The 13,370-nt window shown below is 57.1% G+C and carries 11 protein-coding genes; 2 read left to right on the top strand and 9 right to left on the bottom strand.

Annotated features, from left to right (window positions below):
* Positions 1-18 precede the first annotated feature (18 nt).
* Positions 19-837, top strand: coding sequence for a universal stress protein (locus tag EH31_RS06700; protein ID WP_034959309.1), 819 nt, complete (start codon positions 19-21; stop codon positions 835-837).
* 53 nt (positions 838-890) lie between these two features.
* Here EH31_RS06700 and EH31_RS06695 read toward each other — a convergent pair whose 3' ends face one another.
* The 9 genes from EH31_RS06695 to hisG form a co-directional block, all read right to left on the bottom strand.
* Positions 891-1,826 (bottom strand): acyl-CoA thioesterase, encoded by a 936-nt coding sequence (locus EH31_RS06695; RefSeq protein WP_034959307.1) that lies wholly within the window; start codon positions 1,824-1,826, stop codon positions 891-893.
* A gap of 33 nt (positions 1,827-1,859) precedes the next feature.
* A complete protein-coding gene (locus EH31_RS06690) occupies positions 1,860-2,756 on the bottom strand; it encodes a cupin-like domain-containing protein (protein ID WP_034959306.1) in 897 nt (298 codons plus the stop codon).
* A 3-nt stretch (positions 2,757-2,759) separates the two neighbouring features.
* Positions 2,760-3,917, bottom strand: coding sequence for a GNAT family N-acetyltransferase (locus EH31_RS06685; protein WP_081853271.1), 1,158 nt, complete (start codon positions 3,915-3,917; stop codon positions 2,760-2,762).
* Between the two features lie 224 nt (positions 3,918-4,141).
* Positions 4,142-6,199 (bottom strand): alpha/beta hydrolase family protein, encoded by a 2,058-nt coding sequence (locus EH31_RS06680; protein ID WP_034959305.1) that lies wholly within the window; start codon positions 6,197-6,199, stop codon positions 4,142-4,144.
* Positions 6,200-6,450: 251 nt separating this feature from the next.
* Positions 6,451-8,559, bottom strand: coding sequence for a sodium-translocating pyrophosphatase (locus EH31_RS06675; RefSeq protein WP_034959304.1), 2,109 nt, complete (start codon positions 8,557-8,559; stop codon positions 6,451-6,453).
* A gap of 168 nt (positions 8,560-8,727) precedes the next feature.
* Positions 8,728-9,585, bottom strand: coding sequence for a thiamine-phosphate kinase (thiL, locus tag EH31_RS06670; RefSeq protein ID WP_034959303.1), 858 nt, complete (start codon positions 9,583-9,585; stop codon positions 8,728-8,730).
* A 102-nt stretch (positions 9,586-9,687) separates the two neighbouring features.
* Positions 9,688-10,158: a transcription antitermination factor NusB gene (gene nusB / locus EH31_RS06665; RefSeq protein ID WP_034959302.1), complete on the bottom strand. Its 471-nt coding sequence runs from the start codon at positions 10,156-10,158 to the stop codon at positions 9,688-9,690.
* Positions 10,155-11,447, bottom strand: coding sequence for a histidinol dehydrogenase (hisD, locus tag EH31_RS06660; protein ID WP_034959301.1), 1,293 nt, complete (start codon positions 11,445-11,447; stop codon positions 10,155-10,157). Before hisD ends, nusB begins: the two co-directional genes overlap by 4 nt.
* A complete protein-coding gene (gene hisG / locus EH31_RS06655; RefSeq protein WP_241765849.1) occupies positions 11,447-12,139 on the bottom strand; it encodes an ATP phosphoribosyltransferase in 693 nt (230 codons plus the stop codon). The genes hisD and hisG overlap by 1 nt, the downstream gene beginning before the upstream one ends.
* 77 nt (positions 12,140-12,216) lie before the next feature.
* Between hisG and EH31_RS06650 the strand changes: the two genes are divergently transcribed.
* Entirely contained in the window at positions 12,217-13,326 is a 1,110-nt protein-coding gene (locus EH31_RS06650) for a DUF2332 domain-containing protein (RefSeq protein WP_152553493.1), read from the top strand.
* Positions 13,327-13,370: the final 44 nt, after the last annotated feature.

Genomic DNA, 13,370 nt, shown 5'->3' with positions numbered 1-13,370 from the left:
AATCAAGGGAGACAAGCGATGAAAAGCATTCTGTTGCATGTTGATGGAGATCAAGCATTCGAGGCGCGCATGCAGGTGGCGCTCGATCTGGCTCGGGCCGGAAACGGCCATATCACCTGTCTTCAAGCGGTAAGCTACGAAGTTTTTGCACCCGGCGATTTTTACGGGAACGCTATGGCCGCGGCCATGCCTCGGATTAAAGAGGCGGCAGCTGAATTGCGCGCAAAGATTGAGGAAGACCTTTCCAATGAGGATGTCTCATGGGAGTGGCGTTTCCAATATGGCATGGCTGAAACCCGGCTGCTCGAGCAATCAGCGCTGCACGATATCATCCTTGTAGGGCCCAATGACATCGGCGAGGAGGCATCACGTTCTCCATCCTCGATGGTCGGCGAGCTTGCAATCAAGTCACCTGCCCCGGTGATGGTTGTTCCGGGCGACGTAAAGCGTCTCGATGTGAATGCTCCCGCTTTGGTTGCATGGAATGGTTCGGCTGAGGCGTGTGTCGCATTGCGGGCCAGCGTTCCTTTGCTTGCGCATTCGAGCCAGGTGTTCCTTGCCACGGTCTCAGAACCGGGCGAACAACAGCGGTTTGAATTTCCTGTGTCAGAAGCGGCCATGTATCTGGACCGGCATGGAATTTCTGCCGAAGTGGTGGAGCTGCCTCGTGGCAAAGCCAGCATCGCCGACACACTTCTGAGCGCTGCTGAAATGCGCGAATGCGGTGTGATGGTGATGGGCGCCTATGGCCACTCACGCCTTGCCGAAATGCTGATGGGCGGCGTGACCCGCAGGATTCTCACCAATCCCAAATTGCCGGTGCTTTTGGCCCACTAATACTATGCGGGCGTGTTGGAGTTATCCCTCCAGCACGCTTGCATTTCATTGGTTTAACTGGGCTTCTTGACCCGTTTTCTGATCATACCTTCCTGAGCCGCGCTGGCGATCAGTTCGCCGTCGCGGTTGAAGATGCGTCCCCGGTTAAACCCGCGTCCTCCCGCTGACCATGGGCTGTCGGTTGCATACAGCAGCCACTCGTCAGCTTTGGCCTCTTTGTGGAACCATAAGGTGTGATCAAGACTTGCCCCGACCAATTCTCCGCGCATCCATGACAGACCATGCGGGAGCGCAGACGTGCCAAGCAGCGTGTAGTCGCTGGCAAAAGCGATCACAGCGCGGTGCAGGGCGGGATCATCGGGAAGCGCGCTTGCCGCTTTGAACCAGCTGTGCGCGCGCGGGGCCTTGGGTTCAGCATTCATCCAATGCAGCTTATCGGTTGTGCGCATCTCAATCGGGCGTGGGCGAAGCGCGATGGCACGCTGTGCATCTGAGATTTTGTCACCCATCATATCGATCATGGCCCGCCTTGTTTCCATATCGGTCTTGAGGCTTTCAGGGTCCTCGACCTCAGGCATGGCCGCATCCAGATGCTCAAGCCCTTCTTCCGGGGTTTGAAAGCTTGCGGTGAGGTTGAGGATGGGCGTTGCCGTGCCGTCCTCATTTTCTTGTGAGGCGACAACCCGGCGATTGGAGAAGCTGCGACCGTCAAAGTCGCGTTCAATCCGGTATTCGATCGGCACACCCTCGCGCCCGCCGCGCAGGAAATAGGCGTGGAGGGAGTGTGCGACCTTGGTTTCAGGAACGCTTGCTTGGGCCGCTTGCAGGCCTTGGGCGATCACCTGCCCGCCAAAGACGCGGCCAACACCGCCTTTTTGCGGGGAGCCGATGTAGATGTCGGTGGCGGCTCTTTGGACGGTGAGAAGCTCAACCAGCTCATCAACGAGGCGCCGATAGTCAGGTTGGGCGTGGTTGGGTGTGTCACTCATGCGGCATCCCATGGCCACAAGCGCCCGTTTAGGTCAAGCTTGAGTAAGGCCGATCTTGCGCAAGGCCTTGTAGCCAAGCGATTTCGCCCGGTTGGTGTGTGGCCAGCGTCCGGGAGCCTTGGGCCGCAGGCCCATTTTGCGCAACACCCCGTTGAAGGCGCGCGCTTCGCTTTCGCTATAGCTCCATTCGGAACGCCAGGTGATGGACAAAGAGACGCTGGATTGCGGGCCATTGCGCACAAAATGCGGGGCCATGACGGGCACATAAACGGCATCGCCCGGACCAAGCGCAAACTGCGTAGCGGCATCCATAAAGCTGTCATCCCATTGAAGCTCGCGCGGGCCTCCGGTGTGATAGCTTTCATGGACGTGGTCCGCCGCAAAGCGCGCCTCGCCTGCAGGAAATTGCGTCATCACTTTTGTGCCGCGCAATTGCAGCAGGATGTTGTGCTCTGGGTCAAAATGGTAAGGCGTGACCGCATTGGGGCTGGATATGAAGATATAGCCTTGCGGGGTCAGGAGTTTGCCGGTCTTCGCTTCGATTTCGGCTCGGATTTCATCCAGAAGGTCGGACAAAAGCGCCTTGTATGCACCCGCTTGCTCAATATTTTTGAGCACCGCCCAGCTGTTGCTCTGGGCGATTTTGCGGATCGTGTCCCCGATTGAAAGCCCATTTGGATCAGGCTTCCCATCCACGCCAATGGGCAGATCGCCGCGATTGTATTCAATGCTGCTATCGGGCAGCTGCTCGGCCAATTCGGCAAGCGCGTCCAGTTCAAGCAGGGGGTGCATCCCAAGATGGTGCGACAGGCTGTGAGGGGTTTCTGGATAATGCTTGGCAAAGGTCTGCCGCGCTTCGTTATCGAAGGCTTCGAGCTTTGCTGATCCATGATCAAATGCCTGATCAAAGTTTGGCGATCTGGCGTTCATACCTCAGCCCCGTTCCCGTGTTTCATAGGCCATCAGCGCCCGTGCAGTCAGGCGGCGAAGCGATCCACCGATTGCGATGTTCCGGCTGATGAACTTGCGTTTCTCGCGCCAGATACGCTCAATCATCGAATGGCCCTCAATTGCGCAGCTATCCGTCCATGCGATGCCTGCACGGTTTAGGATTTTGAGGTTTTCAAGCTGCAACAAAAGGCCGGGCGAAAAGCGCGCATAGTCTTCGTCAAAGGCGGTCTTGAAGCTGTATGCGCCAGGGGCCGTCACGAAGTTGGCGAGCATTGCGATCAGCTTCCCATCAAGCCTTAATGCCAAGCGCTCAAGCCTCCCTTCGTGCGCACACGCGTAAATCGCGTCGGCGAAAAAGGTATAGGAAGCCGGGTCGGATTTGAGCGCAGAGCCAGCATCACCCTTCCAGCCGGCAGCTTCCAGAGTGAGATATTGTTCAATCCAAGGCTCGATGCATTCGGTGGCGTCCAACCGTTCAAACGTCAGATTGCCAAGCTCGCAAAGCCGCTTGTGTTGGCGGCGAAGCTCTTTGCGTTTCTTGGCGCTCATCGCCTGTGCAAGGTAATCCTCAGCGCTCAGGTCGGAGGAAAGCATTGCGCGCTCATGCCGGTCAACAAGAGCGTTTGCCCGGCCGCTCTCTTGCAGAACCGCAGTGAGCGCCTGATCGAGTGGCCCATTTTCGGGTAGTGCAGGCAGATGCATGAACAATGCCGGGCCCGGTGCCCTATCGAGGTATGCAAGCAGAGCTTTCCAGAAATCTTTCTCACAACCGTTTGCCACCAGAGGCGCGCCGCAGAATGAGTGATTGTGCAGCCAAGTGCTGACATGGGGCAGGCTGTGCCCGTAGTAGCTGCTCGACTGCCTGAGCGGCATTATGCCAGCAAGCCGGCCGCCGATCCAATAGGCGGCAAGCTTGAAGTCCTGACTGTCTGCGAATTGTTCAAATGAGGGAAGCGTGAACCATGATTCAAAGAAAGGGTTTGGTTCAGCAGCCCGGAGCGCCAGCGACCTCCAATCCTGACGGAAGGCCTTTGAATCGACTGTTTGCGTATCAAGCAGATGCAGCACGCCGCGCATGGGAGCCCGGACGCTGACCGGCTTAGCGCCACCAGTTAATGCAGGTGTTCTTGCAAGATCCATCGTGTCCCATCCTCTGCATTCGCGCGGGCTCTTCGCGCAGGCTTTTCAGGCGATGTAAGGATTGTAGGCAGCTAACCATCGTTAACGCTATGTTTCTCTTGGGACCCGTTTTTGGTGGTCCACAACGGGACAGTCCGCGTTCCAAATACAAACAGCGCAGATGCAAAAGGGGCGCAGACTCACAAAAGCCCGCGCCCCGATTGATTAAAATGGATCAGCTAGGATCAATTGTTAAACGCGACAGTTGCCGGAGGGCTGTCACCATCGGTGTCGATATACGCAGGATTGTATTTTTGCATCCATGCGTTGGCTTCGTTGATCCACTCCATATGAACATCGTCATAGGGCAGGTTGTGCGTGCCTTGTTCCTGAATCACGTAGCGGAAGTCCTCGCCCTCCACCTTGCCCGCACCGCGCAAGGCCGAGACGAGGGTTTCGGCCTGCTCCATCGGGATACGTGCATCGCGTTCTGCGGCGACAATCAGGATCGGTGACCACTTGCCTTCAGGATTGCGAGCTGGCGAAATGCCTTCAGGGTCCTCTGAGGTGGCTTGGAAGCCGCTGCTGAAACGGCCAAGGTTACGCGCATCCCAGTCGTTCATAAGCGGCATGTCATACACGCCAGCACCAGCAACAGCGCATTTCCACAGATCACCATCACGTTGAGCGCCGCGCGCTGCTGCATAGCCGCCATATGACCAACCCATGATGCAAGCGCGGTTGGCGTCGATCACGCCTTTTTCCGCGAAAGCCGTTACAGCGTCATTGAGGTCGTCCTGCATGCGTTTGCCGTAACCGCCGGGCTGACGGCCCATTTTGACAAACTCTTTCCCGTAACCGCCAGAGCCGCGATAATTGGGTTGAATAACCACATAGCCTTGTTCGGCCAAAGCCTGATGCCATGGGAAAAAGCCGATTTCCACTCGGTCAGAGACACCAAAAGGGCCCCCGTGCGGCATCACAATGACCGGCAGGTTTTTCTGTCCTTCTCGGTGGCGCGGGTAGGTCACAACTGCTTGAATACGCACACCATCGCTTGCGGTGTACCATTCGGCCTTCATAGGGTTAGCTTCCAAGTCCTTCAGATGGGTTTTCTCCCAATTCAGAAGGTTGAGAGAGCCCGTTTGAGTGTCGAACAGGAAGTAGCCCGGGAATTTGTTGATACCGCCAACATAGACGACAAACTTCTTCAGGTCTGATGTGTAGTCAACGATCTGAAGAGCTGCCCCTTCGAAAACCTCGCTCAGCATCGTGCGAACAGTCTTCATATCTGGGTCAACGAAGACCGTTTTCGCCTCGCCATCAAAGACTTCATAACCGAGAATTCTGTCGCGTTCCTCGTTGAGGATCAGGCCCTGAACATCGTATCCTTCAGTGCCATAAACCTTTTCAACGATATCGAGGGTCGTCATGTCCATCTTGTAGACGGCGCTATACCCCTCGTGGTTGGATAAAGTGTACACGAGATTGGTGCCTGGAATGTACATCGAAGGGTTTGGCGCACTGTCGGTGAACGTCTCGTCGGCCTCGTTAAAGACCGTTTTGAGATTGCGCTCACCCTCGGCCTTGAACATCACCCGGACTTTGCCGTTATCCCGGTCGTAGCTTGATGCGGCGCGGACTTCGCCTTTGCCATCCACGTTCCAATCAGTGACTTCGGGGTTCGTACGCTGAACCATTTTGAATTTGCCGGTCGTGACGTCAACCTCGACAATTTCCGGCAATCCGTAACGCGATCTCACTTCTTGCAAGGCATCGCGTTGGAGCAAGAAGGTGCCTTTTTTATGGTCAATGTATTTGATGATGCCAGCATCGCCGCCCGCGCGATCCCACGCTTGGGGGATGACTTCGCCAGTGTTCACATCATAGGCAATCAAGCGCCGAAAATCGCCAAGCTGGCCGTTGATATTTTCGCGGCTGATCGTTGTAATGACGATGTGGTTGTTACCGATCCAGCGGTAGCCAGCCATCTGACGTTCGCCTGCCTCGCGCGCTTCGCTAGACGCAAGAACAGGTTTGAGTTCGTTGGTCTCCATGTTGAGAGTGACCAGATAGGATTCGCCATTGACTGACGCGGTGTAGGCGAGACGCTTGCCATCGGGAGAAATGCGCACTGTGCGCATATTGGGCTGTTTAACGAATTCACCGGCAGGAATACGCTTTTCCTGCAGTTCTGCAGTGTCCTGCGCCTGCGCTGCCATTGGCGATACGGCAGGCATAATGCCCATGGCGGCTGCGACGATTGCGATACTGGTGGCTGAACGAAGTAGAGTTGTTTTCATTGTGCGACCTTGGTGTTCCTCAAGCTAGAAATTGGCTGCGGGGGAGGAGACTTTTTGGAAGCACAATAAGGTTTCTGCCCTGAATGGAGCATGGATCTTCATATCGCTAACGGTTCAGTCCCTTGAACCCCTTAAGTCGCAGCCTAATCATCATCGTTTTGACCGCAAGAAAAAAAGCCGCCCGGGTCACTCCTTTTCCCAAGGAAGTGAACCGGGCGGCGTAATTTTTCGCCTGTTATGGCAGTGAATGCTTAGTGCGCGCCGCCAGCAAGAGCCGCGAGCAGCAGAAGCGCCACAATGTTGGTGATCTTGATCATCGGGTTCACAGCAGGGCCTGCAGTGTCCTTGTAAGGGTCGCCCACAGTGTCGCCGGTCACAGCCGCTTTGTGAGCTTCGGACCCCTTGCCGCCGTGATTGCCGTCTTCGATGTACTTCTTCGCATTGTCCCATGCGCCGCCGCCAGCGGTCATGGAAAGCGCGACGAACAGGCCGCCCACGATCACGCCGAGAAGCAGAGCACCAAGCGCTGCAAAGGCGTTGTCCTGGCCAGCGATCCACAGGATAACGAAGTAGGTCACAATCGGCGCCAGCACTGGAAGCAGCGAGGGCACGATCATTTCCTTGATCGCAGCCTTGGTCACAAGGTCCACTGTGCGCGCATAATCAGGACGGCTGGTCCCAGCCATAATGCCCGGATCGTTTGCGAACTGGTCACGCACATCGACAACCACATCGCCCGCTGCCCGGCCCACAGCGGTCATGCCCATCGCACCAAAGAGGTACGGGAGCAGCGCGCCGAGCAAAAGCCCGACGATGACATATGGGTTTTCAAGGCTGAAGTTGACGTTCGCTTCTGGGAAGAAGAGGCGAAGGTCAGCGGTGTAAGCGGCAAACAGCACGAGCGCTGCAAGACCTGCTGAACCAATGGCATAGCCTTTGGTCACAGCCTTGGTGGTGTTGCCAACGGCATCGAGAAGGTCGGTCTTTTCACGAACGCTCGCGTCAAGCTCGGCCATCTCGGCGATACCGCCAGCGTTGTCGGTCACCGGACCATAGGCATCGAGCGCCACAACCATGCCAGCAAGCGCAAGCATCGCGGTTGCACCAAAGGCGAGGCCGATAAGGCCTGCGAGTTGGTACGCGCCGATGATGGCTGCGATGATGACGATTGTGGGAAGAGCGGTCGATTCAAGGCTGATTGCCAGACCCTGGATCACATTGGTGCCGTGGCCCGTTTCCGATGCCTTGGCGATTGAGCGCACCGGACGATAGTTCGTGCCGGTGTAATACTCAGTGATCCAGATTATGATGCCGGTAAGGGCCAAGCCGATGAGCGAACAGTAGAACAAGTCACGCCCGTGGAACTCCACAACATCACCCGGGTTCAGAACCGTGTTCATATCGCCAAGCGCATATTGGATCGCGAAGTAAATCAACGGGATCGCCAGAACGGCTGTCACGATGAAGCCTTTGTACATCGCACCCATGACATTGGTGCCATTACCGAGACGGACAAAATAGGTGCCGATGATCGAGGTCACGATACACGCACCGCCGATCAGAAGTGGCAGAGCCATCATTGGAAGGAGCAGATCGCCGAGTTGCTCAGAGAAAAGCAGGGCGGTCAGAACCATCGTTGCACCAACGGTCACAACGTAAGTCTCGAACAAGTCGGCGGCCATACCAGCACAATCGCCCACGTTGTCGCCCACGTTATCCGCGATTGTCGCCGGGTTGCGGGGGTCGTCCTCTGGAATGGAGGCCTCGACCTTACCCACAAGGTCAGCGCCAACGTCCGCGGCCTTGGTAAAGATACCGCCGCCAAGACGCGCAAAGATCGAAATCAGCGACGCGCCAAAGGCCAGACCAACAAGACCGTCAATGACGATCCGGTCGTTAGGCGCAAGCTGCATCGGTCCAACCAACACGTAGAAGAACACCGCGATTGCAAGCAGAGCAAGCCCAGCCACCAGCATACCGGTGATCGCGCCAGCGCGAAAAGCGATCGTCAGGCCTTCTTGAAGGCCTTTCTCAGCCGCAGCAGCCGTGCGCACGTTTGAGCGAACCGAGATGTTCATCCCGATATAGCCCGCAACCCCCGACAAAACCGCACCGATGACGAAACCGACCGCAGGCACAACGCCCAAGGCCAGACCTACGATCACCGCCGCGACCACACCAACGATACCGATCGTGGTGTATTGACGGTTGAGGTACGCTTGCGCGCCCTCTTGAATGGCGCCTGCAATCTCTTGCATTCTTGCATTACCAGCGCTGGCACTCAGCACCTGGCGGCTGGTGACGATGCCATACACGATGGCAAGCAGCCCGAGCCCAATTGATATGAGTATTAAATCCACGGAAGTATCCCCTCTCAAAGCGTGGAAAGAGGCGGCCGGGTTTTTCCCGTGTCCACCATTGACTTGAGGCCGCTGACCATACGGACTGGCGTCAAGGGCGCAAGCGGGAAAGCGATTTAGGCGGGGAAGATGTGCCAGATTTGGAAATTGGTCGTGTTTCGGGGGCCATTACGAGTGCTCATAGCCAAGGCCTTGAGCGTTCAGAATTGGATTATCGTCGAGCAGCAAAGGCGCAAACCCAAGCGGTTCAACTTGCCCGATCCGGGTCGCATCAATCGGAGGATTTGTGTCTTCGGGCAGGGTGAACAGGAGTTCGTAATCATCGCCCCAGCGCAAGGCATCGTCGCGGCGGCCTGGCTGAGCAACAGGCACCGCCTCACTATCGATAGCAAGAGTAACCTTGCTCGCCTTTGCCAAGCGGTAGGCATCGAGCAGCAGTCCGTCCGAGATATCCATCATCGCGCTCACATGAGGAGCAAGCGCTTGACCTTCGGAAAGACGCGGTGAGGGGCGATTAAAGGCTTCAAGGTGATCCTCGTCCCCTTCATAACCCAACATTGCGCGGCCCAGCGTTCCAGTAACATAAATCCCATCGCCGACCTTGGCCCCGCCGCGCGATGGTACCGGGTTGGCGCTCGCCTTTCCGATCGCGGTCAGTCCAAAAACCCGTTGTCCATCCGCCTTGATCGTGTCGCCGCCCAGCAACGGGGTGTCGAACGCCTCGAGTGCTTGCGACAGGCCTTGAAGAAAGCTTTGATCATCGCTGCCAAGGCAATAACCAAGTAGCACGCCAACCGGCTGTGCTCCTTTTGCAGCCAGATCGGAAAGATTGCTCGCGACCAGCTTCCACGCGACATCCGCTATATCGGCATCGGCGCGAAAATGCGTTCCCTCAGCCATCGCATCGTGAGTGAGTATCAGCGTCTCGCCGCCAAACTCCAAAACCGCGCAATCATCTTCAAACCCGCGTGCGCCAGGGTGGAGCGAGAGACGTGTCAGGGCGGCGATGAAATCGGCTTCGTTCACTTACCTCGTCTCCCCGGACCTGATCCGGGGCCCCGCTTACTTCGAAATGAGTGCGTAGGAAAGAAGCTGGATCCCGGATCAGGTCCAGGAAGATTATCCTGACTAGCTCCGAACCTCTTTAGCCAAAGCATCAAGAATGCCGTTCACGAACTTTGCTTCGCGGTCGTCGAAGAACGCTTTTGCGACCTCGACATATTCATTGATTGCGGCTGCCGTTGGTACATCAGCCCTTGCGATCAGCTCATACGCGCCTGCACGAAGGATCTGCACCATGGTCTTGTCCAAACGGGTCAACGTCCATCCTTCGGAAAGCCGCGCACTTACCGCTGCATCGATCTCGTCGCGCCGCGCATCGACACCGCGCACAAGGTCATTGAAGAAATCAACTTCAACCGCTGCAAGCTGTTCGCCGCTTTCGCTATCCTCGTCATCAAGGCGTTCGCCGAGGCGGTGACGGTGAAACTCGACCAGCAATTCGTCGACCTTCGTGCCCTCCATCTGGCGCTGATACAGCGCTTGAACGGCCGCCAAGCGAGCGGTGGAGCGGGCTTTAGATTTGGCAGGTGTGTTCATTTGAGGCGCAATTCTACTGATTTGGCATGGGCAGGCAGCCCTTCTGCATGGGCAAGAGTGGCGGCGGCCGGGCCAATCGCGCCAAAGCTCGCCTCATCCAACTGGATAAAGCTGGTGCGTTTCATAAAGTCGAGGACCGACAGGCCCGAAGAGAACCGCGCGCGCCGCCCGGTGGGCAGAACGTGGTTGGGCCCGGCGACATAATCGCCCACGGCCTCTGGCGTCATACGGCCAAGGAAGATGCTTCCGGCGTGGCGTACTTTGCCCATCATCGCTTCGGGGTCATCAATCGCAAGCTCAAGGTGTTCAGCGGCAAGCGCATTGATAAGGTCAGGCGCTTCGGCCTCCATATCATTCACCACAATGATAACGCCGTGATCATCCCAGCTTTGTCTCGCGGTTTTCTGCGTTGCAAGCTGGCTGATCTGAACATCGACGCGGTCTGCGACAAGTGCGGCAAAGCCTGCATCATCGGTGATAAGGATCGATTGCGAGGTGGGGTCATGCTCGGCCTGACTCAAAAGGTCGGCTGCGATCCAGTCAGGGTCATTCTTGCCATCGGCCACGACCAGAATTTCGCTTGGCCCTGCGACCATGTCGATGCCGATCACGCCATAAAGCTGACGCTTTGCCTCGGCGACATAGGCATTGCCCGGACCCACAACGACATCCACCGGCTTGATCCGATCGGTGCCATAGGCGAGCGCGCCCACAGCCTGCGCCCCGCCAACGCGCCAGATTTCATCGACGCCCGCAATGTGCGCTGCGGCCAGAACCAGAGGGTTGGAGTTGCCTTTGGGTGTCGGGGTCACGACCACAAGTCGCTCAACCCCGGCAACACGGGCAGGGATCGCATTCATCAGCAGCGACGAGGGGTAAGCTGCGCGGCCACCGGGGACATAGAGCCCCGCTGCATCAACCGGCCGCCAGATCGCGCCAAGCCTTGCACCAATCGCATCTGTGTAATCGCGGTTCTTTGGCAGCTGCGCTTCGTGATAGGACCGGATGCGGTTCGCGGCGAGTTGAAGTGCGTCGCGTTGTTCGGCGTCGAGCGCGTCAAACGCTTCCTTGCAGCGTTCAGCAGTGATCACCCAATCAGCATCATCGATAAGCGAATAGCCATCGAAACGCTGTGTGTATTTGACAAGCGCATCGTCTTTGCCTGTGCGAACGGTGCGCAGGATATCTTGCACAACGCCGGCAACATCGCTGTCTGCGTCGCGCCGCTCTTCGACCACGCGGGTGAAGTCGCGGGCGAAATTGGGCTGGGTTGTATCAAGTTGTTGCATCACGCTGCGTCCTGCTTTTGGGCGCGGGTCTCGGCATCCTTGCGGAAAGCGTCGACTAACGCTGCAACCCGTGGGTCGGTCTTGAATGCCGCACGGTTGACGATCAGGCGGGCTGTGATGTCGATAATTTGCTGCGTTTCGACAAGGCCGTTCTGTTTGAGCGTTGCCCCCGAAGACACAAGGTCAACAATCTGCCGTGCAAGGCCAAGCGACGGGGCCAATTCCATCGCGCCATTAAGCTTCACGCATTCCGCCTGAATCCCGCGCGCTTCAAAATGCCTTGCGGTCAGCCCCGGATATTTGGTTGCCACGCGAATGTGGCTTGCGCCTGCATCATCCTGCGTATCCCCTGCCATGCGCGCAACCGACAAACGGCAATGGCCAATGTCGAGGTCAACGGGCGCGTACAGATCGTCGTAGTTAAACTCCTCAATCACGTCCGAACCAACAATGCCGATCTGAGCCGCGCCGTGTGCCACGAAAGTCGCGACATCAAAAGCGCGCACCCGGATTAGACGCATATCGCTGCGCGATGTATCAAAGGACAAAGAACGGTTTTTCGGATCATGAAAGCCGTCTTCTGGAACGATTCCAGCGCGCTCCATCAGGGGAAGCGCTTCGTCTAGGATACGGCCCTTGGGCACCGCGAAGGTGAGCAGGCTTTGGATTGAGGGGGATTGGTCACGTGTCATCTTGGGCGCGCACTTAAGGTGTAGGCCGTGAAAGGGCAACAAGAAGCAGCATAGACAAGAAGGGATGAGTAGGAAAGATGAGCGGGAATGAAGTGAGTAGGGGCGGTGTTGATGTGATTATGGACACCGACGATTTTGCAGCAGCGATCGAATGGCAGGCCGATCACGCCGAGATTAATCAGGCACCGTGCACCGCTCGCATTATCCGTGCCCTGATCAAGGTCGTTGAGGGAGAGACCGCTTGTGCCCGGCGGATGGCGTCGTGGCAGGGGCTCACCTTGAAAGATGCCATGCCGCTTCGGATCGCTGGCGGGTTGCACAGTCTCCTGCTGACCGGTGTTGATGATCGGCTGTCGAGGGTGTATTCAGGCCAGATCACCGATCAGGGGCAGGTTGACCGGCTTGTTTGCTCGGTCATTGAAACCTACGACCACACTCTTCTCCCCTGGTTTGATGGTCCCCCGCAAACCAATGAGGCGGGGCGTTCGGCTAGCATTATGGCGGGGCTTTTGTGGCTGGCCAGGAGAGTGGCCCCGCGATTTGACCTCTTCGAACTTGGCGCAAGTGCCGGGGTCAACACGATGCTGGGGCGCTATCACTTCCAACTTGGCGAGACGCAGGTGGGCCCCGCAAATTCACCGATGCGCATCGCTCCTGAATGGCGAGGGGCAAGGGGTTCACCGCCTGCACCCACTGCTGATTTCGAGATCCTTTCGGTACGCGCCTGCGATGTCGCGCCGATTGATCTTACCGACGAGGCACCTGCGTTAAAGCTCAAATCCTATGTCTGGCCCGATGCACCCGGGCGCATGGCGCGGATTGATGCAGCGGTTGCCCTTGCGAACGAAAGCCCGCCTTCAGTCGTGCAAATGGATGCCGGTGACTTTGTCGAACAATGCCTCAACGCGCCCCAAAAACCCGGCACTACCAAGGCGATGTTCCATTCCATCATGTGGCAATACATGCCCAAAAACACTCAGGATGCGATCACCGAAAGGTTCAACGCAGCGGGAAAACGGGCGACGCCTGATGCTCCGCTTGCATGGGTCGCGCTTGAAACCGATCCAGCAACCTTCCGCCATGAATTGAAGGTGCGATTGTGGAACGGATCAGAGGATGACGGCAAGACTTATACTCTTGGCCATGCGCATCCCCATGGTGCTTGGGTGGAGTGGTTGGGCCTTTAAAGCTCTGGGCCCTAACCACTCGCAACCAATGTTAGCAACAATCG

This window comes from Erythrobacter longus (assembly GCF_000715015.1).
Lineage (GTDB): Bacteria > Pseudomonadota > Alphaproteobacteria > Sphingomonadales > Sphingomonadaceae > Erythrobacter > Erythrobacter longus.
Note: the sequence above shows the minus strand (reverse complement) of the source record. Positions and strands in the feature narration are given on the sequence as shown.

Coding starts and splice junctions, on each gene's coding strand:
- EH31_RS06700 (WP_034959309.1), top strand. CDS start 19: ATGAAAAGCATTCTGTTGCATGTTGATGGAGATCAAGCATTCGAGGCG.
- EH31_RS06695 (WP_034959307.1), bottom strand. CDS start 1,826: ATGAGTGACACACCCAACCACGCCCAACCTGACTATCGGCGCCTCGTT.
- EH31_RS06690 (WP_034959306.1), bottom strand. CDS start 2,756: ATGAACGCCAGATCGCCAAACTTTGATCAGGCATTTGATCATGGATCA.
- EH31_RS06685 (WP_081853271.1), bottom strand. CDS start 3,917: ATGGATCTTGCAAGAACACCTGCATTAACTGGTGGCGCTAAGCCGGTC.
- EH31_RS06680 (WP_034959305.1), bottom strand. CDS start 6,199: ATGAAAACAACTCTACTTCGTTCAGCCACCAGTATCGCAATCGTCGCA.
- nusB (WP_034959302.1), bottom strand. CDS start 10,158: ATGAACACACCTGCCAAATCTAAAGCCCGCTCCACCGCTCGCTTGGCG.
- hisD (WP_034959301.1), bottom strand. CDS start 11,447: ATGCAACAACTTGATACAACCCAGCCCAATTTCGCCCGCGACTTCACC.
- hisG (WP_241765849.1), bottom strand. CDS start 12,139: ATGACACGTGACCAATCCCCCTCAATCCAAAGCCTGCTCACCTTCGCG.
- EH31_RS06650 (WP_152553493.1), top strand. CDS start 12,217: ATGAGCGGGAATGAAGTGAGTAGGGGCGGTGTTGATGTGATTATGGAC.